Raw genomic sequence first — 24,057 nt, 5'->3', positions numbered from 1 at the left:
CCAAGACCGGCCCGCTCAGTTACGCTTGACCAGCGGCGCCGGGAACCACTCCCCGGACAGGACCGGCTGGTCCGCCCCATAGAGCCGGAACGTCAGGTGGTAGTTCTTTCCCTTGGGCGTGGGCAGCCAGTTGCCGTCAGGCGCATCCTTCGGCCTGGCAGGCGCGAAGTACAGCGTCAGCGAACCGTCCTCGCCATAGCTCAGCCTGGACTGCTTGTTGATCAGGAACCGGTTCTTCGCATTCGGGATCACGCGGAAGTTTTTGGCATCTACCGCAATCACCGACCAGAAGTATTTGACGTGGCGGGCGGGCAGCTCGTCCTTCGGGAAGGTGATGGTGTAGGTATTGCCGCCGTCGAGCTTGGTGCCGGTCCCGTCTGCATCCGTCTTGAAATAGACGACCTCATCGGTGCTGTTGGCCCAGATCCCGCCCAGGTTGATGCGGGTGCGGGTGTGGTAGTCGCTGCCGTACTTGCCGATGGTAGCGGGCCGGTTCCAGCCGTTCCTGATGGTACCTGCGGTGGAGAACGACTGTAAGAACGCCGGCAGCGTCTTCTCGCGGATGACCTTGTCCACCCGCGCGCGTTCGGCGGGGCTGCTGGCCACCGCGGCACTCACCGCGCGCACCTTGGCCTGGATGGGCTCCATGCCCGGATTGATGTCCGGCTCCGAGCCAAGCGCAACGGCTGCCGAGTCAAAGGCTTCAACGCCGGGGAGCTTGTCATTGCTGAAGGCGGGCGTGGCAGGTACCGGGGCAATCGTCGCCGTGCCAGTGATCCGTGTCGTGATCTGATGCTGCAGGGCAATGGCCTGCTTCTTGTCTGCGCCGATTTCCACCCGGGCCAGCACCCGTGCGGTCTTGCCCGGCAGGTCGATGCGCCTGGCATTGGGCGAAAGTGCCGCACTGGCACCCTTCAGGCACATCGCGAATTCGCCGCCTGGATGGTCCGGATAGGTGCGTTCGTTGATATTGGCGACGGTTTCGCCCCAGCCGTTCAGGAACTGAATGGTGTAGTAGCGCCCCTTGATGGCCGGCACGCTGAAGACCGTGCAGGTCTTTTCGTCGACCGCAACCCAGGCCTCGCTGTAGGCGACATCCAGGTTGGGGTTGGCCCACGACACACCGCCGACGTCGCGATGAATGATCCGGTTCCACTGGAAACCTTCCTTCCGGAAGTCGATTTGCTGCTGGCGCAGGACAAGCAGCCGGCCCAGCAGGTAGACGTAGGCATCGTTGATGTCCTGTTCCGACACCGCGGCCGTCGCGGAGCCCGACGAGACAGCCGACGCCGCAGCCAACGCCGCGGCCGACGGGCTATGGCATCCGGCGAGGCCCGCCAACATGGAAACGGCCAGCATGGAGGCAGCGACAGCGCGGTTTGAGATAGACATGGGGCCCTCTCTTTCCAGTATCGCGATTTGCGGTCGCTAGACTGTCGCTGAGAGGTCGAAAAAAGTGAACTAAATAAATTCTTCAGGTGATCTGAATAAAATCGATCCGGACACTTCTTTCGCCCCGGAAATGCCTGAGTGGGACCACCGCCGCAGGCAGACCCACCAATCCATGCTGTCAGGCAGCACAAAGCCATTGGAACAACAGGGCATGCAGCTGCGACGGCTCCAGTGGCTTGTGCAGGACCAGGTAGCCTTCGCGCTCGGCCTGCTGGAGCGCCTCGGAATCGAACTCGCCGCTGACCATGGCGCCGCTTGCGTCCGGGCAGCGTTCGAACAGCGCCTTGAGCACCTCGAAGCCGCTCTCGCCGGAGCGCAGGCGCTGGTCGCACAGGATCGCCTGGGGCTGCAGGCCGGCATCGACCAGTGCCAGGGCTTCCTGCCCCGACGCCGCGCACGCCGCCTGCACGCCCCAGGCCTCCATCAGGCTGGTCCACGCGGCGGTCACCAGCGGGTCGTCCTCGACGACCAGGCAGACGCCCTGCAGCAGGGTGGAGGCCGACAGGCCATCGGGCTCGTAGACCGGCTCGATCGCCGCCGGCGCCAGCGGCTTCGCTTCGGGAAAGCGCAGCCAGAACCTGGAGCCGCGGCGCTCCACCGAGTCCAGCCCGTAGGTGGCGCCCATCAGCGTGGCGCAGCGCGCCACCACGGCAAGGCCCAGACCATGGCCCGCGCTGTCGATGCGCCACGCATGTTCGTTGCGATAGAACGGCGAGTAGACCCGCCCCTTCTCTTCGATCGCGATCCCCACGCCGGTGTCCCAGACCTCCAGCAGCCAGTGGCTGCCGCGCCGCCGCGCGGACACCAGCACCCCGCCGCGCTTGGTATAGCGCAGCGCGTTGTGCACCAGGTTGACCAAGGACTGGCGCAGCAATGCGGGATCGGCCAGCACCGCGGCGGCGCCTGCGGGCAGGCGCACGCGCAGGTCCAGGCCGCGGCTGCGCGCCTCTTCCCGGAACAGCGACGCCACCTCTTCGACCAAGGGCGCAAATGCCACGGCGGTATTGCGCGGGCTGGCAATGCCGCCTTCGATCCGGGACAGATCGAGCAGTGAGTTGAACATCAGGTGCACCGAGCGCACGCTGCGCCGCAGGTCGTCCAGCGGCGGGATCAGGGCCGGGTCGCGGTTGCGCCGCGCAATGGCTTCGATCAGGAAGCCCATGGCATGCACGGGCTGGCGCAGGTCGTGGCTGGCGGTGGTGAGAAACAGGTTCTTGGCATGCAGGGCTTTCTCGGCCTCTTCCTTGGCCAGCCGGTAGCGCTCGGCCAGGCGGATGCCGTCATCCTCCATCCGTACCTGCTGCCGGAAGAACTGGTTGGCGATCAGCGCGTGCCGGTAGATGGCCAGCGCATACAGCAACGCGAGCGGCAGCACGAACGGCCAGTGCTCGGGGAAGCTGCGCGGGGTGTTGACGATCTGCAAAGTCCAGCAGGCAACGAAGAAGCGCTGGAATACACCGAGGATCGGCGTCTGGTGCGTGGCATTGGCCGCCACGATGGCGGCGATGCTGATATACAGCAGCAGCTTGAAGTCAAAGCCCCCCAGGCTGGCCGTCAGGACCGCGGCCAGCGACAGGCAGAAACCGTGCACCAGCGCCACGCGCTGCACAAACGGCAGCCAGCGCCGGACCAGGGCGTCATCGTCTTCCCGCTCTTGCTTGTAGCGCCGGAAGCGCAATTGCATCCACACCGCCGCGGCGCCATACCCCAGTGTCCAGGCCAGCAGCGCGCCGCCGTCCAGCTTCTGGACATACAGCCAGATGACGAAAGGCACCCCCACGAACGGAATCGCATTGACGCTGAACACCAGGCGCCCGAACGTCATGTCCAGCAGCCGCGCACGCGCGCGCGGGCTGATGCCGGCATCCGCATCCGGGCGCGACAAGCCAAGCAGCCGGGCGAGGGCCTTCTTCAAGATTCCAGCCTGCGCCCGTGCAGCAGGGCGATGGCCTCGATCCGGTTGCGCACGCCAAGCTTGCCGAGGATCGCGGTGACGTGCTCCTTGACGGTCTGCTCCGACACCGACAGGGTCAGGGCGATGCGCTTGTTCGGCAGGCCGCGCAGCATCATGCCAAGCACCTCGGCCTGGCGCGCCGTCAGGCCCAGTTCGCTGGGCTCCAGCGGCAACTCGCGCCGCGCCGACGGCGGCCCTGCCTGCTGGAACCAGCGCCGGCCCTGGCGCAGCGACGCTACCGCGGTGGCGAACACCTCCGGGGGCTCGTTCTTCAGGATAAAGCCGTGCGCGCCGGCCTCGCGCGCCTTGATGCAAACGCGCGCATCGTCGTCGGCGCTCATCACCAGCAGCTTACAGGCGGGCAGGCGCGCCGCGGCTTCGCGCAGCAACCCGACCGCGGTGCCGTCCGGCAGCCAGAAATCCACCACCAGCAGCGCCGGGCATCCCTCCCGTTCCGTCAGCGCCGCGCATTCCCGCGCATCGGCTGCATGCAGGGCAGCGTCAAACCCGCAATGCGCCGCAAGGTAGCCGGCAATGCCGCGCGCCATCAACGGGTGGTCATCCACCACGATGGCATAGTTGCGGCACGCGCTGGCGTCGATGTTGGCGCCGTTATTGTTCTCTGCGGCGCCTTGACTTCTTGTCATGAGTTCCCACCCCGGTTCGCGCGTATGGACTTGTCGATTGGTCTCGTCGCCTGGTCAGGTGGATTGTATTACCTTGACTGCACATGGGCACGCCGGGGCCGGGGCAAGCCCCGGCGCCTGGCGCTTACAGGCCGAACAGGCTGCGCGTATCGCAGAGGAAGCCGGTGCAGCTGGCCGGTTCGAAGTAGAAGTCCCGGATGGTGCCGCTCGGCAACCCGTAGGCGCCCATCAGGCTAGAGCCCTTCTGCCCTTCGGCGTTGGCCTGGGCCAGGAAGCCCGCGCTGGTCTGCTGCGACGCGAAGTCGTGGAAGCGGAAGGTGCTGGACTGCGACAGGTCCTTCTCGTAGAGGTTGACCTGCGTGCCGCCGCTGACGAACGGCACCTTGAAGCGATAGCCGCGCGCACCCTGCGTGTTGATCTGGGCGACGACATCGCCGTCGCTGGCCGGATTCGACAGGACCTCATAGCCATAGCGGGCGCTGCCCTGCAGGTCCTTGCGGAAGATGGCCACGGTGCTGCTCACGCCGAACGGGCCCAGGTACGCCGGAACCGCCAGGTAGTAGCCGTCCGCGCCCAGCGGGTTGGCCTGGTTCTGGACAAAGGCCGACAGGCTGGCATTGGTGTCCACCACCATGACCTTGTACGAGAAAGTCGACGACGACCCGTTGTCCTTGCGCATCAGCGCATAAATCTGGCCGCCCACCATGTAGGGCCCGCCCCAGACGAAGCCGCGCGCGCCATGGCTGTTCAGCCAGGCCTCGTACGCCGTGGCCCACGCCTGGACATCGGCGCCGCCCGGTTCCTGCGGCAGTTCATAGGTATAGGTCGTCTGCGCGTCCTTGACGTAGACCCCCTTCTGCTCGGAACCTGCCGGGTTCCCGAGGAAATAGAAGCCGCTGACGAAACGGAAGCCACGTGCACCCTGGCCATTCAGCTGGGTCAGGAACTCGGCGCTGGTCCCGGTCACGGGCGTATCCTCGAACATCACCGTCCGCGTTGCGGTGCTGCCGCCGGTGCCGCCAGTGCCGCTGGTATTGCCGCTGTTGCCAGTGCCGCCCGACGAGCCGCTGCCGCCGTTGTCGTCACCGCCCCCGCCGCAAGCGGCCAGGGCCACGCAGAGGACTGCGCTCAGGACTTTCAGGCGATGCAGTCTGGTCTTCATGTGTTCCCCTTTGAAATCGCGTTCCACAGGGGGACTGATGTTGCATCGGAATGCCTGCGATTGGCACCCTACCGCGGTAGGCGCGCCAGCAGCCACCTATGCGCAGGGCAATGCCTCGAATGCGGGCAGCCGCTCAAGTGCCGCGGTCAGCGCGACCAGCGCCGGATGCCGCGCCGGATCGACCGCGCCCGGCATCATGAACTGCGCGAAGGTCCAGCTGACCGCGGCGGTCAGCTCGGCCTGGCCGGTTTCCGCCTCGCCAGCCGGGACCGGACGCGTGGCGAGTTCCGCCTCCAGCAGTGCAAAGGCGCTCTCGCGCTGGGCATCGACACGGTCCAGCCACGGCTGGTGCAGCTTGCCCGCCGGCCGCTGGCTGTGCTCATAGAAGTTCTGCACCACCTTCTCGCTCGCCGCCAGCGCCAGCCCGACGATGCGCAGCGCGGCCTGCCGTGACGCGGTTTGCGCCGGCATCAGGCTGCGGCCCGCCAGCGACTCGGCATAGTCGATGATAAGCGTCGAGTCCATCAGCACGACCCCGTTGTCGCAGACCAGCGATGGCGCCTTGACCACCGGGTTGATGCCATGGAAACGCTCGAATTCACGGAAGACGGACACCGACTCATGCGTGAACGGCAACCCGAGCAGGCGCAGCGAGATCGCCGTGCGGCGGACATAAGGGGAATCAAGCATGCCAACCAGTCTCATGGTTTCACTCCGTGGTGGGATGGGTCCGGGACGGATTCCCGCCAATCATCCACCACGCCAGCCGGCCGCGCCACCGCGCGGGCGTGTAAACTGCTGGATTTTTCGAATCCGGCGCAATGTTACAAGTGCCCCGGCGCACAGGTTTCAGCGGCCCGACGCTCGTCCGCCTGCTGGCTCGCCTGACTGACGCCGATGCCCCTCCTCCTGCAAGCTCGCTCTCGAGCCAGCTGAGCCAATGGCTTGGCTGGGCGGATGCGATCGCGCTGTCATCGGCGCTGAAGGCCAATGCGCCGGCAACGCCGCCTGCCGCACGTGCTGCCGACAGCACTGAGGCACGCGAATGCGCGCGCGTGCGCGCCGCGCTGGCCGATGCCATCGTGGAAGACACCACGCTAGCCGGCAAGCGGCGCGGGCCGGCCCGGCCGTCCGCGCTGCCCGACCCCGTGGACGCGCAGGTCGACTACGCGGTCTATCGCCAGCGCTACCTCACGCTGCAACAGACCATGGAGACCGCGATCGGCGACCTGCGCGGGCGCCTGCGCGGCGCGTTGTCCGGCCACGCACCCGGCATGGCCAAGCTGGCCATGGTCGATGCCGTGATGGAGCGCGTGCTGGGCGCGCGCGAACAGAGCCTGCTGGGCGCCTTGCCGACGATGCTGGAGCCGCACTTCCAGCGCCTGCGCCAGGCCGAAGCCGCGGCGCTGGCCGAAGCCCAGGCCGCGGGACAGCCCGCAACGGCCAGGCCCGGTGCGTGGCTGGCGGTATTCCGCAAGGATATGCAGAGCGTATTGCTCGCCGAACTCGACATCCGCTGGCAGCCCCTTGAAGGCTTGCTGGCGGCGCTGCAAGACAGCTAACCAGAACATCATGACCCGATACCTTACCCATATTGTCGCTTTCCTGGCGGGCCTGGCCATCGTGTGCTGGATCGCCGCCGGCTATGCAGGCACGAACTTCCTGGCGCTGGCCGTGACACTGCTGATCGGCGGCTGCTACCTGGCGGGGGCGTTGGAGCTGTACCGCTACCGCCAGGCCACCGCCACGCTGGCGCAGGCCGCCGCCGGATTGTCCGAAGCGCCGGCCAGCCTTGGCAGCTGGCTGGAACGGCTGCATCCCAGCCTGCGCGACAGCGCCCGCCTGCGCGTGGAAGGCGAGCGCGTCGGCCTGCCCGGGCCCGCGCTGACACCCTACCTGGTCGGCCTGCTGGTGCTGCTGGGCATGCTGGGCACGTTCCTGGGCATGGTGGCGACCCTGCGCGGCACCGGCATCGCGCTGGAGACCGCCACCGACCTGCAGGCCATCCGCGCCTCACTGGCCGCACCGGTCAAGGGCCTGGGCTTTGCGTTCGGCACCTCGGTCGCGGGCGTGGCCACGTCCGCGATGCTGGGGCTGTTGTCGGCATTGTGCCGGCGCGAGCGGATCCAGGCCGCGCAGGCGCTGGATGCCCGCATCGCCACCACGCTGCGCCCCTACTCGCGCGGCCACCAGCGTGATGAAGCGTTCCGGCTGCTGCAGCGCCAGGCCGACGTGATGCCGGCACTGGTCGAGCGCATGCAGGCCATGATGACCACGATGGCCGAACAGAACCAGGCCCTGACCGAGCGCCTGGCCGCCAGCCAGGACGCCTTCCACGGCAAGACCGAAGTGGTCTACACGCGCCTGGCGTCTTCGGTGGAGCAATCGCTGAAGGACAGCATTGCCGACAGCGCCCGTGCCGCAAGCGCAGCGATCCAGCCTGCGGTGGACGCGACCATGGCGGGCCTGGCACGCGAAACCACGGCCTTGCGCGACAACGTGACCCAAGCCGTGCAACAGCACCTGGATGGGGTATCGAGCCGCTTCGAGAGCGCCACCGCGGGCGTTGCGGATACCTGGAACCAGGCGCTGGCCGGGCATCAACGCGCGAGCGAGGCACTGGCAGCGGACCTGCGCACATCCCTCGACGGCTTTGCCCAGACCTTTGAACAACGCTCGGCCGGGCTGCTGGACAATGTCGCCACCCGGCTCGACACGGCAGCCGCCAGCGCTGCCGACGCATGGCGCGAGGCGCTGTCGCGCCAGGAGCGCACCGGCGAGAAGCTCGCCGGCGACAACCGGCAGGCCCTGACGGCCGCCGCAGCCGCGTTCGGCGAGCATGCGGCGACACTGGTGCGCACCGTGGGCGAGTCGCATGCCGGGCTGCAGACGCAGCTGGCCGCGCACGACGCGCAGCGCCTGGCGGCCTGGACCGATACGCTCGGCACCATGACGACTGCCCTGCGCCAGGAGTGGGAACAGCTGAACGCGCACACGGTAAGCCGCCAGGACGAGATCAGCACGACGCTGGCGCAGAGCGTGCGCGAGATCTCGGCCCAGACCCAGGCGCATGCCAACCGCACCCTCGCTGAGATCGACCGTCTGGTGCAGGCCGCAACGGACGCGCCAAAGGCGGCCATCACGCTGCAGGCCGAACTGGCTGCGCGCGATGAACAGCGCTTTGCCGGCTGGACCGATACGCTCGGCACCATCGCCGCCACGCTGCGCCAGCAGTGGGAACAGGCCAGCACGCACGCCGCCACGCGCCAGCAGGAGATCTGCGAGGCGCTGGCGCAGACCGCGCGCGCGATCTCGACCGAGACGCAGGCGCATGCCAGCACCACCCTCGCCGAAATCGACCGCCTGGTGCAAGCCGCGGCCGAGGCACCCAAGGCCGCCACCACATTGCAGGCGGAACTGGCATCGCAGGACGCGCAACGCATGGCCGCCTGGACCGACACGCTCGGCACCATGGCCGCATCGCTGCGCCAGGAATGGGAACAGACCAGCGCGCACACCGTCAGCCGCCAGCAGGAAATCTGCGAGACGCTGGCCGTCACCGCGCGCGACATGGCAGCCCAGGCGCAGGCCCAGGCCACCGGCACCATCGCCGAAGTCGCCCACCTGATGCAGGCCGCATCCGAAGCGCCCAAGGCCGCCGCGGAGGTCATCGCGGAACTGCGCGAGAAGCTCACCGACGGCATGGCGCGCGACAACGCCATGCTGGAAGAACGCAGCCGCATGCTGGAAACGCTGGGCACGCTGCTCGATGCCGTGAGCCACGCCTCCACTGAGCAGCGCAGCGCGGTCGACACCCTGGTCGCCACCACGGCGGACCTGCTGGACCGCGTCGGCACGCGCTTTACCGACAAGGTCGAATCCGAAACCGGCAAGCTCACCGACATTGCCGCGCAGGTCACCGGCAGCGCGGTCGAAGTCGCGAGCCTGGGCGAGGCCTTTGGCGTGGCGGTGCAGCTGTTCAGCGAATCCAACGGCAAGCTGATCGACCACCTGCAGCGCATCGAGGCCGCGCTGGACAAGTCGATGACGCGCAGCGACGAGCAACTGGCCTACTACGTGGCGCAGGCGCGCGAAGTCGTCGACCTGAGCATGCTGTCGCAAAAGCAGATCCTTGAGGACCTGCAGCAGCGCGCCGGCCAGCAAGCGCCCAGCGCAGAGGCGGCATGAGAGAGGACCTTGACGCCGGCGTCGAGCCGACCGTTCCCGCGTGGGCCGTCTTTGGCGACCTGATGTCGGTGCTGCTGGGCGCGTTCGTGCTGGTCCTGCTGGGGGTCATCGGCGTGCAGATGGAACTGTCAGCCAGGCTGGAAGCCGAGGTGAAGCAGCGGCAGGAGGAAGCACAGCGCCGCGAGACGCTGGAAAAGGCACTGGCAGGGCCGCTGGCGGCCGGCCGCGTGACGCTGGTGAACGGCCGCATCGGCATCAGCGGCAACGTGCTGTTTGCGCTCAACTCAGACCAGCTGCAACCTGACGGCCGCGATCTGCTGAAAAGCCTGGCGCAGCCGTTGTCGGCCTACCTGCGCAGCCGCGACGAGATCCTGATGGTGAGCGGGTTTACCGACGACCAGCAGGTGCGCGAAGGCAACCGCCGCTTTGCCGACAACTGGGAGCTGTCGGCGCAGCGCGCCCTGACCGTGACCCGCACCCTGATCGATGCCGGCATCCCGCCCACCTCAGTGTTCTCGGCCGCCTTCGGTTCGCAGCAGCCGGTGACACCGAATGCCGATGCCGAGGGCCGCGCAAAGAACCGGCGCGTCGAGATCTCGCCGGTGCCGCGCGTGACCGCAGGCACGGTGAAGGCACATGGCTAGCCTCGACGTGGCAGCCGATATCCGCGCGCAACTGGACGCCTGGCAGGCCAGCGGCGCCGACTATGCCGATCCCGTGCGCTTCCGCCTGATGCAAGCGCTGGCCCGCCGCGCCGCCGCACACAGTGGCGCGGTGCGGAGCTTGCTGGATGAGCGCCTGCGTGGCCTGGCCGCCGCGTATGCAGCCATCGTGCAGCGGTACACAGTTCAGGACAGCGATGTTGCCGATGGTACCGCGCCGCCCACGCCAACAGCCGGCCCGGCAGCCAGCGCGCTTGGCGCACTCGTGCACGACATCACCGCGCGCGCCAGGCCCGCCCTCGCGGTTGCCTCAAACGATGCACGATCGCCCACGCCGGTGCCGGCAACCGCACCCCAGTCCGACGCGCCGCTGGTCGATGCCCTGGCCGACTACTTCCGCGAGACTTGGGCCAGGGTCAGCGTCGAGCAGCACTTCCGCCTGTCGCTGGAGCGCGTGCCGGAGAATGCCGGGCCGCTCAATACCGACCATCTCGTGCATCGTTCGCTGTCCCTGATGCGCGAGACGTCGCCGGAATACCTGCGGCATTTCCTGTCCTATGTCGAGGGCATGGCCTGGCTGGAGCAGTTGGGCGCGGCGGCAGCGGCCGAAAAAGAAGCGGCGCGCGCCGCCGCGGCCAAAAAGAGCGTGCGCGGCAAGGCTCGCAAATAGCAGTCCGGCCCGCGCCTCAGCGCAGCCGCCCCACCACCTTGCCGAAGGCCCCGCGTTCCAGGTGGTCGAGCGCCGCGGGCAAGTCCCCGAACCCATACTCGCTCTCGATCACCGGACGCAGCGCCAGCCAGTCCACGGCACGCACCAGGTCCTGCAGCGCGCGCCGGTGCGACACGCCGATCCCCTGCACGGTCACGCGGCCATGCAGGACCGGATAAGACGCTGGCGCGCAGCTCATCCCCCTGAAGATTGCCGATCACCGAGATCCGGCCGCCCTGCGCCAGCGCGGCAAGCGACCGGCCGAAGTTGTCTCCGCCAGCCAGTTCCAGCACATGGTCGGCACCGCCGCCGGTCAGCTCGCGCACGGCAGCCGGCCAGTCAGCGGTGCGGCCGCGATGGACGCCATGCGCCGCGCCCAGCTCCTGCACGCGCGCCAGCTTGTCGTCGCTGCCTGACACCACGATCACGCGCGCGCCCTGTGCGCGGGCGATCTGCACCGCAAACAGGGCCACGCCGCCGGTGCCGATCACCACGACGGTGTCGCCGGGCCGCGTCACCGTGGCCTCGGCCAGGGCTTGCCAGGCCGTCAGGCCGGCGCAGGTCAGCGTACTGGCCTGCGCGGCGTCCAGGCCAGCCCGTTTCCTGCCGAACAAGCTGAGGGTGACGATCGATTTGCTGGTGGAAGCGATTCCCGGGGTGCTGGCGCTGGATTGAAGCCGGCGGCGCCAGCCGCCCGCTATCCCTTCACCGCAAACCCGTACAGCGCTGCCGCGTTGCGCCACCGGAGCGCAGCGGACAAGGCCGCGCCGGCCGCTTCGCTGTCACCGGGCGCCCCTTGCCCCGGCCATGCGGCAAGCATCCGGCACTCGTCGACCCGAGCCGGCGCCTCGTGGTTGGTCCATGGCCAGTCGCTGCCCCACAGCAGCCGGTCAGCTCCCACGACTTCGTGCCATCGCTGCGCAAACCTGGTCCAGTCCTGAGGGGATGCAAGCCGGTACGGCGCGCTGATCTTCACCCAGACCTGGCGGCGCGCGCGCACGGCAGTCGCAACGTCGAAGATCGTGTCCTCGGCTCCCTCTGCACCAGGCCGGCCGAAGTGGTCAAGCACGACCGGCGCGCCGGCATCGCCAAGGGCCGCGTCAAGCTGCGCCAGCACCATGCCGCCATCACCGTTGCGGGTATGGAGTTCGACATGCCAGCCGAGCCCGGCGATCCTGGCGAACAGCCCGCGCCACGGCGCGGTGGAAATGCGCTGCCAGTCCGGATCGCCATACAGGTTCAGGCGGATGCCCCGCACGCCGGCCGCGTGCAACGTAGCCAGTTCCGCATCCGTTACCTCAGGGCCGACCACCGCGACGCCGCGCAAGCGCCCGGGCATGGCCTGCAGCGCGGCCAGCAGCGCCGCATTGTCGGTGCCGAGAAAACTGGTCTGCACCACCACCCCATACAGATCCCCCAATCCGGCAAGCCGGGCGTGCCAGTCCTTCAGGTCAGCGGCATAGGGCGGCCGGTAGCGGGCCGATGGCGCGGCCACTCCGGCATCGAACACGTGGAAGTGGGTATCCACCAGCGGCAAAGCGCGCTTGCTCATCAGTCAGCCCCTCCGTGGCGCGGCTCAGTGGCGCGGGTATATCCGGATATGGCATCCGAACCCGCGTCAGTATTCTAGTCCTCTAGAGGACATCGACATCAATTTAGCACGGGTTCGGCATGCCAGACAACGCGCTGCTCCAGACTACAACCACCGCCGCGGGCCTGAGCCGCTACGGCCAGATCGCGGCGGAACTGCAGGCAAATATTGTTTCGGGCGCGTGGGCGCCCGGCAGCGCCATCCCTGCGGAAGGCGCGCTGGCCAAGGAGTTCGGCATTGCGCTGGGCACCATCCGGCAGGCCATCGCCGTGCTGGTCCAGCAGGGCCTGCTGGAGCGCGTGCAGGGCAAGGGCACCTTCGTGCGCAAGGGGCTCAACGGGGCCAGCCTGATGCGGTTTTTCCGCTTCGGCGGCGCCGATGGCGCGCCGGCGGTGCCGCGCTCGGAAATCCTGTCGTGCCGCACCGTGCGCCTAGACAAGGCCATGGCAACCCGCTTCGGGCTGCCGACCGGTGCGCGCGGGCTGGCGATCTCGCGCCGCCGCTGGCTGGAGGACACGCCCCGGCTGCTGGAATCGATCTGGCTGCCGCTGCCGCGCTGCGAAGCCCTGCAGCAACTCCCTGCGGCGCAGTGGGGCGACCTGCTCTACCCGCTGCTGGGCAGCGCCTGCGGCATCACGGTCCATCGCGCCGTTGACGAAGTGACCTTCCGCACGCTGGCAGCAGACGAGGCAGCGTTGCTGGACTTGCCGGATGCGCATCCGTGCGCGGTCGTGACCCGGCATGCCTTCGACCTGGGCGGCAACTGCATCGAATACCGGCTGACGCGGGGCGACGCCTTTGCCTTTCGCTATACCGCGGACGTCCGCTGACGGACCGCACCCGAGGAGACAGACCCATGCACGCACGCCACGCGATCGCCGCCACGGTCGCTGCCCTGATCGCCACCACCACGCTGGCGCAGGCCGCCGACACCGCCGCGGCCTGGCCGGCACGGCCCATCACGATCGTGGTGACGTATCCGCCGGGCGGCGGCGCGGACCTGATGGCACGGCTGATCGCGCCGGGTCTCGGGCGCGAGCTGGGCCAGACCGTCGTCGTCGAGAACCGCCCGGGTGCCGGCGGGCAGATCGGTGCCGCCTATGTCGCCAAGGCGGCACCGGACGGCTACACCATGATGGTCGATGCCTCCTCTTATGCGGTGAATCCCAGCCTCTATCCGCGCCTGCCCTACGATCCGGACAAGGCCTTCCGGCCGGTCGGCGTGCTGGCGCGCTATCCCAACGTGCTGGTGGCCACGGCGGGCTTTCCCGCCAGCAAGGTCAGCGACGTCCTGGCCATGGCCAGGCAAAAGCCGGGCTCGGTCGCCTTTGCGTCCTCGGGCAATGGCTCGGCGCAGCATCTGGCCGGCGTGCTGTTCGAGCAGCGCGCGGGGGTCGACCTATTGCATGTGCCCTACAAGGGCGGCGGCCCCGCCATGACCGATGTCATCGCCGGCCAGGTGCCGCTGTTCTTTGCCAACGTCGCTTCGAGCCTGCAGCACATCAAGGCCGGCAAGCTGAAGCCGCTGGCGGTGACCAGCCATGCCCGCACCCAGGCATTGCCGTCCGTGCCCACCATGCAGGAAGCCGGCGTGGCGAGCTACGAGGTCTATGAATGGAACGCGGCCTTCCTGCCCGCCGCAACGCCGGACCCGATCGCAGCGAAGCTCGCTGACGCCCTGCAGAAAGTCATGACCAGCCCCGAGATCCGGCAACGCGTGGCCGAGCTGGGCGGCGAGATCGTCGCTGCGCCGCCAGCACAGGCACGGCAATTCATCGACGGGCAGGCCCGGCTGTGGGCCAAGGTCATCCGGGACGGCAACATCAAGCCCGAATAGCACCAACTGGCACCGACTCTGCCCCACCACGGCCCAGCTACAGAACTTTCAGGAGAAATGCATGACCCCGATAAATCCCCTTCGCCGCCATCTGCTCAAGACCACCGCCGCACTGGGCGCGTGCGCGCTGGCGCCAACGCTGGCGCGTGCCCAGGCCTGGCCGGCCAAGCCGATCCGGCTGGTGGTGCCGTTCGCGCCGGGCGGCAGCTCGGAGATCGTGGCCCGCTCCACCGCGGCGGAGCTGACCAAGCTGCTAGGCGTGTCAGTCTTCGTCGAGAACAAGCCCGGCGCGGCCGGCAATATCGCCATGGGCGAAGTCGCGCGCGCCGATGACAACCACACGCTGATCCTCGGCCATATCGGCACGCTGGCGGTCAATCCGTTTATCTTCCCGAAGCTGCCCTATGACCCCGTCAAGGACTTCCGCGCGATCTCGCTGCTGTCCAAGGTGCCGAGCCTGTACGTGGTCCACCCGGACGTCCCCGCGAAGAACCTGAAGGAGTTCGTGGCGTTGGCCAAGAGCAAGCCCGGCAAGCTGAACTACGGTTCGGCCGGCAACGGCAGCGCCGGCCATCTGGCCTTTGAATACCTGAAGGCCGCGACCGGCACCTTCATCACCCATGTGCCGTATCGCGGCAGCGGTCCGCAGATCACTGACCTGCTGTCGGGGCGGTTGGACGCAGCCGCGGTCGGCGCGCCGGCGATCATCCAGTTCATCAAGGCCGGCAAGGTGCGCTGCATCGCCACCGGCACGACCCAGCGCATTCCCCAGCTGCCCGACGTGCCAACGGTTGCCGAACAAGGCTATCCCGGCTTCGAAATGACGCAGTGGTATGGCCTGCTGGCACCGGCATCTCTGCCCCAGGCGGCCGCCGACAAGCTGGCGGACGCCACCGTGAAAGCAGTGAAGAGCAAGTCGTCGGTCGAGCGCCTGAGCGCGGATGCGGCGATTGTGGTGGGCGACACGCCGGCCGAGTTCTCGCGCTTTATCGCGCAGGAGCAGCAGCGCTGGAAGCCCATCATTGCGCGCGCGGGAATCAAGCCGGATTGAACGCAAGGGGATGGCGCGGCGCGCCGGGGCTCACGGTCGCTCCTGCCACACCGCGACGCCACCCGGCGTCCCGGCACGGCCATCCAGGCTGATCTCCACGCGCGTCAGGTCCTCGCCGATCAGTAGTTCACCGGCATACGTCTTGCGGACCCGCTCGGCAATCTGCCCGACCGTGGCATCGCCGTTCAGGCCGATGTGACTGAACACCGCCAGCCTCGGCCCCGCAGCCTGGAAGACCCGCGCGGCATCCTCCGGCGAGGACAGGTGATCGTAGATGGCACGGTACGCGGGGTTGGAAGCCAGCAGCGCATCGGGGATCAGCGTGACGCAATGCACCAGCACGTCGGCGTTCTTTGCCTGCGCGACCACGGCGGGACTGAACCGGGTATCGCCCGACAGCACCACCACCCGGCCCCGATAGTCAATCCGGTAGCCATACGACGGCCGGATGTTGTCGCCGTGGTCGTTCTCGAATGCCGTCACGCGGACCCCGTCTTTTTCATAGACGACCCCGGGCGCGACGTCGCGGGCATCGATGGTGATGCCCGCAAGCGCGCTGCCCTCATCCTTGTGCCGGATGGCGATGTCCGCGGCAAAGGCCTGGCGCAGCCCATCGGCAAGCGCGCGCGTGCCCGCCGGGCCGTACAGCGCCATGGGCTTGTCGCGGCGGCCGTAGGGCGGCCGCAGCCAGCCAGTCAGCCACAGGTCGGGCAGTCCCACCAGATGGTCCGAGTGGAAGTGCGTCAGGAAGTGCGCGTCGACGCTGCCCAGCGGAATCCGCAACTGCCACAGGCGCACGGCCACATTGCGGCCAAAATCAAAAACCAGCTTCTGGCCGCCGGCCTCGACCAGCGTGCTGTAGCCAGCGCGCGTTGCCGAAGGCACCGGGGTGCCCGTGCCCAGCAGCGTCACGCGGAAATGGTCAGTGCGTTCCGGGGCGGCCGCAGCCGGGGCGGGCGTGGCGGCGACCGACAAGGCCGTGGCACACATCAGGGCGATGCCGGTCAGCATCGCCAGCAAGCGGGATGATTTCATCGTTCTACCTATTGAAAAGGGTGACAGCGCTGCAGCGCCTCAGAAGATCTGCTTGACGCCGAGCATCACGCCGGCCTGGTTGCCGCCCGCGCTGGGATTGCCGCCGGGGCTGCCGCCGCTGACCGACAGCGCCGACTGGCCGCCGTTGTCGATATAGCCCGCCGTGGCATACACGGAGGTGCGTTTCGAGAACGCGTAGGTGCCCCGGATCGCGCCAAGCCAGGCCTTGTTCGCGCTGCGCCGGTACTTCACGTAGAAGACTTCGCCGGCAAGGTTGAACGCGGGCGTGATGTCGTAGGACGCCCCCGCGAACCAGAGGTCGCTGCGCGGGGTGCTGCTTGCTTCGTTGTTGCGAGACAGCAGTCCCAGGCCCAGCTTGGTCCGCGGCAGCAGCATGTAGCCGCCCAGCGAGAAGCGGTCGTCCTTCAGGCTGCTCCGGGTCAGGCCACCAAAGGCGCCGGGGCCGCCGCGCAGCGAATCGTAGGCGGCGCTCACGCCCCACCAGTCAGTCTCGTACATCAGCATGGCCGACCATTCGCGGCAGGCGCGCGAGTCCGCGGGGTTCTCGCCCGCACAGTTGGTGCCGGCCGGGCCCGGTCCCGCATTGACGGTATCGCGGCCCAGGCTGTACGTGGCGCCAACGGTGACGCCACCGAACTTGCCCTTGTACGAGACCGCGTTGTCGGCGCGCGTGTTGGGGATATAGCTGTCAATCGAGCCGACACCGTAGACGTTGGAGGTAAGGATGTCGGTATCCAGACGCGCCCAGAACAGCATGGTGTACTGGCGCCCAAACCCGATCTGTCCCCACGGGCCGCTCAGCCCGACGAAGGCCTGCCGGCCGAACAGTCGCGCGCCCTGATTCGAGACGCCTGAATCCGGCGCGAAGCCGGATTCCAGCACGAACACGCTCTTCAGCCCGTTGCCGAGGTCTTCCGAACCGCGCAAGCCCCAGCGCGATGGCACAGTCGCAGCCAGCGACGGCTGGCGCACCAGGTCATTTCCCGCCGCACCCACGTGGTTGAGGTATTCCACACCCGTATCGATCACCCCATAGAGCGTCACCGATTGCGCCGCCGCCACCAGCGGCATGGCGGCAGCCAGGCCGGCCGCGTATCTGTTGAATTTCATTCTGTCTCCCCTGCTTCCTGTGGCGGCAACCTGCCAGGCACCCTGGCAGCCCCCATATGTTCATATTTGAACATCTGTTTCTTTATTGAACCACCACGGGCGAATACTACCGCCCCGTTTTATGGAGGCCGAGTGGGGAAACTACCGATGTGTGGGGAGGGGTTATGGCACGCCGCTGCGCTGCGCGTCACGCAGGCGCAGCCGACAAGAAAGGCGGTGAACCGCGTTTGCCTGAGGCGCGCTCCAGCGTGGGCTGCGGGCCCGCGCTGGCCTCATGGAATTCCGGTGCGCGCTCAGCCGGCGATGCCAGCCCAGCGCAGGTGCTTGCCCCAGTCGGCGTCGCTGATCACGCCGGACACGCCGTGCCGCTGGCCATCGGCGCGATAGAAGTAGGTGCGCGGCATCTCGCCCATCCAGTCCGGATCGACCGCATAGCGCAGCCGCTCCTGCGGCTCGTGCCCGAACACCCACGCGTTGCGCGTGAGCCTGACGCGCTGGAGCAATTGCTGCACCTGTGGCAGCGCGTCGGGGTTGTCCGTCGCCAGCGTGACGACGCGCAGGTCCGGATGCCGCGCGCGCAGCTTGCCGATGGCGTCGAAGTTGCGCTTGCAATAGACGCAGTCGAGCGACCACACCACCAGTACAAAGGGCTTGCCCTTCTGGCTGGCTGCCAGCTGGGCGGCGCTGGCCGATGCGAACACGGCGACGCGGTCGGCCGGTTGACTACCGGCATTGGCGGCCGTCATCGCCAGGGTCAGGACGGCAGCGGCGAGCAGCTTGCGGCGGGATGGCATCATGCGCCCTCCTTGCCCAGCGGGAACACCTGGAAGCCCTCGGCCTCGGTACGCCACAGCACGTAGGCGCGGCCCGCATGCTGCAGCAGGTGCGGCTGGTCCGAGTCGCGCTCCGTGCCGGCCAGCTTGCGCGTCTGCCAGGTCTTGCCGCCATCGTGCGACAGCATCGCGGACAGCCGCGTCTGCTGGCCGTCGAACGATTTCCAGGCCACCGCGATCTCGTTGTCGTTCAGCGCGACGATGTCGGCATGCTGCGCGCGCGGGTCGTCCAGCGGGCGCTGTGCCTGCAGCTTGCCGTCCTTCCAGCGCCCCACCGAGACCGTGGGCTTGCCTTCGCGCACGTTGAACCAGACCATGTGCACCGTGCCATCGGGCGCCACCGAAGCGCCGGGGCCGTGGTGCGGGCAGGCGTCGATGCGCCAGTCGTCAAAGGTGGCGCGCTGCATCGGCGTGGCCTTGCCGTCGGTGCCCAGCAGCGCCAGCGCGTGGTCGCGCGCGTTGGGCGGGAATACATGGCGCCACAGCGCCAGCATCTTGCCGTCGGGCGTGGGCGACAGCGCGATGCGGCAGCATTCGCACGACTGGTCGGCAATCTTGTAGTCGCCCTGGAAGGTCTTGCCCTGGTCGGCCGAGACCGCGTAGTAGACCGCGGCGCCGGCGTACGGCCGCTTGCGCGCCTCGGCGGCAACCACGTCGCGCTTGTCGATCCAGCTGACGAAGACGCGCCCGGCGTTGTCCACCGCGATGGCGTCGAAGCGGTGGGCGATCTGGTCGCGGTTGGCATGCACCGTCAGCGGTTCGGCAAAGGACTTGCCGCCATCGGCGGAATGCGCAAAGCGGATAAAGCCGGTCCACGGCTTGGGCAGCGGCTGGGTCCAGGTGACGAAGATCTCGCCGTCGCGCCCCGCGGCGACCTTGGGCCGGCTTTCATGATCGGCGGCGACCTGCTCCGGCACGTTGTTGACATGCTGCGCCGGCCCGAAGCTGCGGCCGTAGTCGGTCGATGCACGTACCGCGACGTAAGGGCCGTCCTTGTAGGCGACCCACAGCTTGCCGTTTCGGTCGAACGCGGCGCCGGTGCCAAGCTCGCTCATCTTCGCGGCCTTGGCCTGCGCGCCGTGGCCGCTGTGATCGCCGTGCGTTTGCGCGGTCGCGGCCAGCGCGGCACCGGCCATCATCAGCCCGGCAACGATCAAGCGGAAACCGGGGCGAACGCCTTGCATGGATATGGTCAGCCTGTTCACGTGCTCAGAAGGAAAGTTTCGCCTCGGCGTAGAACGTCCGGCCCGGATACGGGTGGTAGACGTAGTAGCGCTGGTCGGTGAGGTTGTCGATGCCAAGCCCGAGGCGCACGTTCTTCGCAGGCCGGTACGTCAGCTTGACATCAAAGGTCAGGAAGCTGCTGGTGCCGCCGAAGGTGTCGGGATTGACGTCGGAATTGTCGAGCGTATTGTACTGCCGCCCCGAATAGGTCATGGCCAGCGTGCCGGCCCAGGCCGGCGTGATGCGATAGGTGCCCATCAGGTTGGCCCGCCACTTGGGAATGCGGTAGAAGTACTTGCCCACCGAGGCCGGGTTGTTGGCGTTCTCGAGCGTCTTCGAATGGTTGTAGGCCCCGCTGGCCGACAGGTCGAAGCCGCTGACGAACACATCGCGCGCGTCATAGGCCAGCTCGATGCCGCGGGTGCGCACGCGGTCGACGTTCTGGAAACTGGTGACGGTCGGGAATACCGTGGTATTGGTCTGGCTGACCAGGGCATCGCGGATATCGTCCTCATACACCGAGACCCGGAAGTACGACGAATCCAGCGTGCGCTCGAAGGTCAGGTCCTTCGAGAATGACCGCTCGGGCCGCAGGTTGGGATCGTTGTTGATCAGCGCGGTGCCGGTGATGCGGCCCTGGAACAGCTCGCTGACAGTCGGGTAGCGATAGGCCTGGCCCAGCGACAAGCGGCCCAGCCAGTCCTGCCCGAAGGCCTTCTCCAGCGCCAGCTTGGGCGACCAGTTGGATTCGCTGCGCACCGGGTAGCCGATGTCCACGCCGGGCTGGCTGCGGCTGCCGTCATAGGCGCGCCAGTGTTCGTAGCGCACGCCGGGGATCAGCTTCCAGTCCTCGGCAAAGTACCAGGCGTCCTGCGCATAGAGCGCCTGGGTCTCGGTCTTGCCGGCAAAGGCGTTGTTGAAGGCGGTGATGGTGACCGCCTGCCAGTCCGAGGTGTTGTAGGTGGTGTTGCTCAGCCGGTAATTGTCATAGTGGTAGCCGAACGTGACCCAGTGCCCGCCCTGCAGCAGCTGCGGGCGGTAGTCGGCCTTCAGGTCGAGCGTGCGCCAGCCGGTGCCGTCGCCATAGGTCACCGTGCCCGGCCCGCTGCCGGCGGTGTTGGCGCTGCGGCTGATGTCCTTGCTGACATCGAACAGCGACGCCACGCCCGAGAAATTCCAGCCGGTCTCATTGCGCGTGCGCAGCGACAGGCCATAGAGCCAGCGCGCGTCCTCGCCATTGCTGGGGGCAAAGGCGTTGGCGGGAATCACATAGCGATAGCCGCCGATATTCACGGGACCGCTCGACACAACATTGCCATCGGCATCGCGCAGGTAGCTGCCGGTGGCGCTGGATCGGTCCTGCTGCCAATAGGCCGCGGTGAACTGCGCCTGCAGGGTATTGGTGATGTCGTAGCCAAGCTTGAGCTTGAGCTGGTCCTGCACCGTGTGCGTGACGCCCTCGCTGTTCACGCCCATCACCACGCGGTCGCGGCCGGTCTGGTCCTGGTCGAAGTAGGCGCCGGTGACCGGCTTGTCGGCAGAAGTGGCACGGGCCGTGGAGCGTGCCGCGGTATAGAAGCTCAACGGCTGGCTCTTGCTGTCCTGCCGGTCCACGCTGACCAGCCACGAGAACGGGCCGACGCGGTCGCCCACATAGGCGTTGGCGTGGACCCCGTTGAAGTTGTCGTGCGTGCCGTACAGGCTGAAGCGCTGCGTGAACAGCTGCACGCTGGCATCGCCCTCGAGCTTCTCCGGCGTGCGCGTGGTGATCAGCACCGTCGCACCCAGCGAGTTGCCGGGATATAGCGCCGAATACGGGCCGTACAGCACATCCATGCGCTCGATCTCGGCGCTGTTGACCAGCGACCAGCGCGGCGGGAAGCTGAAGTCCGACCCCAGCAGGTTGGACAGCAGCAGGCCGTCCGCATACACCAGCCCGCGCGCCGACTGGCGCGAACTGGTGCTGCGCACCGAGATGATCGAGTTCATATCGCCGATGAAGCGCTTGCGTACGGCGAGGTTGGGCGCGTACTTGAGGGCGTCTTCCGTGTTCACCACATTGAAGTCGGCCATGCGGCGGCTGCTGATGCCGTAGGCCGGCGAGGGCGTGTTGGGCGGTATCGCCGGCGTCTCGGCGCGCTCCGACTTGGCCGAGACCACCACCTCCTGCAGCGGCTCGGGCGCGTCCACCACCTGGGCGGCGGCGACGGCGGGGCCCATCAGCACCGCCGAAACGGCCAGTGCAATGCGATTTTTCTTCACTGGAAAACCTTGTTGTCGTCTTTTTCGACTCACTCCACCTGAGCGCAGCATACGGCGCCTCTCCCCGAGAGCGAGCGCTGACATTTTATGGGGCACGGGGACGCAGGCCGATGCGACATAGCGACGCGGGCGGCAGGCCGCCTAAGCGTTAACCCGCATATCCAACGTCGAGCCTTGTCACTACATTGCCCCGATTGGCATCAAGCCAATGTGATGCAGGGAGAGACTGTCGCGGCGCCCGCCGCGGACAGCGCCGAAGGAGCAACCGCCCCGGAAACTCTCAGGCAAAAGGACCGGCATCACCAGTCAGTACACTCTGAAGAATGCCGGACGCTATCGTCCGCCGGCATACCGAAGGAGCAAGCGCGCCCCGCCCTCGCGGCCGGGTGTCGTGAATCTCTCAGGTCCAGAACAGAGGGGGCGTCCGCCACGCATATTGCGTCCGGGCTCCCACCATCGACGTTCCTGGAACCTGCAGATCATGAAATCAATCGCTGTCATCGGCGGTGGCATCACGGGTGTCACCACGGCCTACGCGCTGGCCCGGCGCGGATTCTCCGTCACACTGTTCGAACGCCACCGCTATGCCGCCATGGAGACCTCGTTCGCCAATGGCGGCCAGTTGTCGGCCTCCAACGCCGAGGTCTGGACCCACTGGTCGACCATCGTCAAGGGCATGAAATGGATGCTGCGCAACGACGCCCCGCTGCTGGTCAATCCCCGGCCCAACTGGCACAAGCTGTCCTGGTTCGCCGAGTTCATCGCCGCCATCCCCCACTACCGCCGCAACACCATCGAGACCGCGCGCCTGGCCATCGCCGCGCGTGAACACCTGTTCGCCTGGGCGGCGCAGGAAGGCATCGATTTCGACCTGAAGAAGGAAGGCATCCTCCATATCTACCGCGACAAGGCCGGCTTCGAGCATGCCGGCCGGGTCTCGGCGCTGCTGGCGCAGGGCGGGCTGGAGCGGCGCGCCGTGACGCCCGAGGAGATGCGCGCGATCGAGCCGACGCTGGCCGGCTCGTACTACGGCGGCTACTTCACCGAGAGCGATTCCACCGGCGACATCCACAAGTTCACCAGCGGCCTGGCCGCAGCCATCGATCGGCTGGGCGTGCGCTGCCTGTACGGCCAGGACGTGCAGGCGGTGAAGGCCGACGGCAGGCGCGCCACCGTGACCGTGCAGGACGGCGCCGACACGGCCACCTCCAGCTTCGATGGCGCCGTGATCTGCGCCGGCACCGCCAGCCGCGCGCTGGCCGCGGGGCTGGGCGACCGGGTCAACATCTATCCGGTCAAGGGCTATTCGATCACGGTCAACCTGACCGACGAGGCCAGCCGCGCCGCCGCACCGGTGGTCAGCCTGCTCGACGACGAAACCAAGCTGGTCACCAGCCGCTTGGGCGACGACCGCTTCCGTGTGGCCGGCACCGCCGAGTTCAACGGCTACAACCGCGATATCCGCGCCGACCGCATCCGCCCGCTGGTGGAATGGGTGCAGCAGTGCTTTCCCGGCGTCAGCACGCGCAGCGTGGTGCCTTGGGCCGGGCTGCGGCCGATGATGCCGGACATGCTGCCGCGCGTGGGGCGCGGGCGGGCGGCATGCATCTTCTACAACACCGGGCACGGGCACCTGGGGTGGACTTTGTCGGCGGTGACGGCTGATATGGTGGCGGGAGTTGTCGACCAGCATTTCGGCGCGAACGTGGCAGTCGCGCCGGGTGCGCCGCTGGCATTGGCCAAGGCCTGAGTTCGCGGGTGTTTTCTCCCACTCTCCCATTTGTGGGATAGGGGCCACTGTGCGCGAACAGCGCCGCGCCATGATGGAAGCATGGGGCGGCGCATGTATACGCTTGAAGAATAGTGGACGTGATGCCCTATCTTCGCCCGGATGAGTATCCAAGCCATCCACCAATTAATGAGGCTGCGACCATAGACACGAACCAGCCAACAAAGAACAGATTCGCTGCATGCTGCTTCGTGTCGAACAAACTTCCTGTCCCGCGCAACACTACAATGCCGAAGAGATATAACCCGCCCCAAGCAGCAAGCGTAGCCAGGACAGCGCCAACAATAGCGCCGATGACTGCTCTCAGTATCTTCATTTTATGGGGAAGAAAATAATTGTCTTCGAGTTGCGAAAATCTGACCAAACACCTGGAACCACAATATTCCAACTTACTCTTAGACCAGTACCAAAGCCTGTAAGTTTTTCCCCATTCCATAAATCGATATGGCCTCCGCTAGCATTCCCTGCCGCCTCTCCGTCACGCGCCCAATAGCCATCGAACATTATTATTCCGGTTCGCCCCTTTACTT

The 24,057-nt window shown here is 67.4% G+C and carries 20 protein-coding genes, 1 pseudogene and 2 riboswitches; of the genes and pseudogenes, 8 read left to right on the top strand and 13 right to left on the bottom strand.

Annotation, left to right across the window (positions count from 1 at the left end; all coding sequences use genetic code 11):
- Positions 1–15: 15 nt before the first annotated feature.
- From AC3WON_RS13380 to AC3WON_RS13360, 5 genes are all read right to left on the bottom strand, one after another.
- Positions 16–1,392, bottom strand: a complete 1,377-nt coding sequence (locus AC3WON_RS13380) for a DUF1214 domain-containing protein (protein WP_492320653.1) — start codon at positions 1,390–1,392, stop codon at positions 16–18.
- Between the two features lie 178 nt (positions 1,393–1,570).
- Positions 1,571–3,367, bottom strand: coding sequence for an ATP-binding response regulator (locus AC3WON_RS13375; protein ID WP_492320652.1), 1,797 nt, complete (start codon positions 3,365–3,367; stop codon positions 1,571–1,573).
- Positions 3,364–4,053, bottom strand: coding sequence for a LuxR C-terminal-related transcriptional regulator (locus AC3WON_RS13370; RefSeq protein ID WP_492352005.1), 690 nt, complete (start codon positions 4,051–4,053; stop codon positions 3,364–3,366). The genes AC3WON_RS13375 and AC3WON_RS13370 overlap by 4 nt, the downstream gene beginning before the upstream one ends.
- Before the next feature lie 124 nt (positions 4,054–4,177).
- Complete coding sequence (locus tag AC3WON_RS13365) at positions 4,178–5,215, bottom strand: hypothetical protein (RefSeq protein ID WP_492352004.1); 1,038 nt, start codon at positions 5,213–5,215, stop codon at positions 4,178–4,180.
- Positions 5,216–5,311: 96 nt separating this feature from the next.
- Positions 5,312–5,920 carry a glutathione S-transferase family protein gene (locus AC3WON_RS13360; RefSeq protein ID WP_492320649.1) on the bottom strand — a complete coding sequence of 203 codons (609 nt, stop codon included), beginning with the start codon at positions 5,918–5,920 and terminating at the stop codon, positions 5,312–5,314.
- A gap of 116 nt (positions 5,921–6,036) precedes the next feature.
- Here AC3WON_RS13360 and AC3WON_RS13355 point away from each other — a divergent pair, with 116 nt between their 5' ends.
- Genes AC3WON_RS13355 through AC3WON_RS13340 form a run of 4 tightly spaced genes read left to right on the top strand, consistent with a single transcriptional unit; the run spans position 6,037 to position 10,735 of the window.
- The gene (locus AC3WON_RS13355; protein ID WP_492352003.1) at positions 6,037–6,777 is read left to right on the top strand and encodes a DUF3348 domain-containing protein; all 741 of its coding nucleotides are present in this window, start codon (positions 6,037–6,039) and stop codon (positions 6,775–6,777) included.
- Positions 6,778–6,787: 10 nt separating this feature from the next.
- The gene (locus AC3WON_RS13350) at positions 6,788–9,403 is read left to right on the top strand and encodes a DUF802 domain-containing protein (protein ID WP_492352002.1); all 2,616 of its coding nucleotides are present in this window, start codon (positions 6,788–6,790) and stop codon (positions 9,401–9,403) included.
- Positions 9,400–10,047 carry an OmpA family protein gene (locus AC3WON_RS13345; protein ID WP_492320646.1) on the top strand — a complete coding sequence of 216 codons (648 nt, stop codon included), beginning with the start codon at positions 9,400–9,402 and terminating at the stop codon, positions 10,045–10,047. The genes AC3WON_RS13350 and AC3WON_RS13345 overlap by 4 nt, the downstream gene beginning before the upstream one ends.
- Positions 10,040–10,735, top strand: coding sequence for a DUF2894 domain-containing protein (locus AC3WON_RS13340; protein WP_492320645.1), 696 nt, complete (start codon positions 10,040–10,042; stop codon positions 10,733–10,735). Before AC3WON_RS13345 ends, AC3WON_RS13340 begins: the two co-directional genes overlap by 8 nt.
- Before the next feature lie 16 nt (positions 10,736–10,751).
- Here AC3WON_RS13340 and AC3WON_RS13335 read toward each other — a convergent pair.
- Together AC3WON_RS13335 and AC3WON_RS13330 are read right to left on the bottom strand one after the other, a co-directional pair.
- Positions 10,752–11,364 (bottom strand): annotated as a pseudogene (locus AC3WON_RS13335) (zinc-dependent alcohol dehydrogenase family protein); the annotation flags it as partial.
- A 107-nt stretch (positions 11,365–11,471) separates the two neighbouring features.
- Positions 11,472–12,326: an amidohydrolase family protein gene (locus tag AC3WON_RS13330; protein WP_492352001.1), complete on the bottom strand. Its 855-nt coding sequence runs from the start codon at positions 12,324–12,326 to the stop codon at positions 11,472–11,474.
- A 119-nt stretch (positions 12,327–12,445) separates the two neighbouring features.
- On the opposite strand from AC3WON_RS13330, the gene AC3WON_RS13325 reads away from it, so the two are divergent.
- The 3 genes from AC3WON_RS13325 to AC3WON_RS13315 all read left to right on the top strand — a co-directional run bounded on the left by AC3WON_RS13325 (position 12,446) and on the right by AC3WON_RS13315 (position 15,253).
- On the top strand, positions 12,446–13,195 hold the full coding sequence (locus AC3WON_RS13325) for a GntR family transcriptional regulator (protein ID WP_492320643.1): 750 nt from the start codon (positions 12,446–12,448) through the stop codon (positions 13,193–13,195).
- Positions 13,196–13,221: 26 nt separating this feature from the next.
- The gene (locus tag AC3WON_RS13320) at positions 13,222–14,202 is read left to right on the top strand and encodes a tripartite tricarboxylate transporter substrate binding protein (protein WP_492320642.1); all 981 of its coding nucleotides are present in this window, start codon (positions 13,222–13,224) and stop codon (positions 14,200–14,202) included.
- Between the two features lie 61 nt (positions 14,203–14,263).
- The gene (locus tag AC3WON_RS13315; RefSeq protein WP_492320641.1) at positions 14,264–15,253 is read left to right on the top strand and encodes a Bug family tripartite tricarboxylate transporter substrate binding protein; all 990 of its coding nucleotides are present in this window, start codon (positions 14,264–14,266) and stop codon (positions 15,251–15,253) included.
- Positions 15,254–15,283: 30 nt separating this feature from the next.
- On the opposite strand, the gene AC3WON_RS13310 is transcribed toward AC3WON_RS13315, so the two are convergent.
- From AC3WON_RS13310 to AC3WON_RS13290, 5 genes are all read right to left on the bottom strand, one after another.
- Complete coding sequence (locus tag AC3WON_RS13310; protein WP_492320640.1) at positions 15,284–16,288, bottom strand: MBL fold metallo-hydrolase; 1,005 nt, start codon at positions 16,286–16,288, stop codon at positions 15,284–15,286.
- A gap of 39 nt (positions 16,289–16,327) precedes the next feature.
- Positions 16,328–17,419 (bottom strand): porin, encoded by a 1,092-nt coding sequence (locus AC3WON_RS13305; RefSeq protein ID WP_492320639.1) that lies wholly within the window; start codon positions 17,417–17,419, stop codon positions 16,328–16,330.
- Positions 17,420–17,712: 293 nt separating this feature from the next.
- Positions 17,713–18,216: a TlpA family protein disulfide reductase gene (locus tag AC3WON_RS13300; protein WP_492320638.1), complete on the bottom strand. Its 504-nt coding sequence runs from the start codon at positions 18,214–18,216 to the stop codon at positions 17,713–17,715.
- Positions 18,213–19,436 (bottom strand): sialidase family protein, encoded by a 1,224-nt coding sequence (locus AC3WON_RS13295; protein WP_492352000.1) that lies wholly within the window; start codon positions 19,434–19,436, stop codon positions 18,213–18,215. Before AC3WON_RS13295 ends, AC3WON_RS13300 begins: the two co-directional genes overlap by 4 nt.
- A 25-nt stretch (positions 19,437–19,461) precedes the next feature.
- Positions 19,462–21,789 (bottom strand): TonB-dependent receptor, encoded by a 2,328-nt coding sequence (locus AC3WON_RS13290; protein WP_492351999.1) that lies wholly within the window; start codon positions 21,787–21,789, stop codon positions 19,462–19,464.
- Positions 21,790–21,945: 156 nt separating this feature from the next.
- Positions 21,946–22,044, top strand: a riboswitch (glycine riboswitch).
- Positions 22,045–22,163: riboswitch (glycine riboswitch) on the top strand.
- An 11-nt stretch (positions 22,164–22,174) separates the two neighbouring features.
- Between AC3WON_RS13290 and AC3WON_RS13285 the strand changes: the two genes are divergently transcribed.
- Positions 22,175–23,488, top strand: coding sequence for a D-amino acid dehydrogenase (locus AC3WON_RS13285; RefSeq protein ID WP_492320635.1), 1,314 nt, complete (start codon positions 22,175–22,177; stop codon positions 23,486–23,488).
- A gap of 351 nt (positions 23,489–23,839) precedes the next feature.
- Here AC3WON_RS13285 and AC3WON_RS13280 read toward each other — a convergent pair.
- On the bottom strand, positions 23,840–24,057 hold a 218-nt coding region (locus AC3WON_RS13280; protein ID WP_492351998.1), incomplete at its 5' end, for a T6SS effector amidase Tae4 family protein.

The sequence above is a fragment of the Cupriavidus sp. FW305-46 genome, from assembly GCF_058787075.1.
Note: the sequence above shows the minus strand (reverse complement) of the source record. Positions and strands in the feature narration are given on the sequence as shown.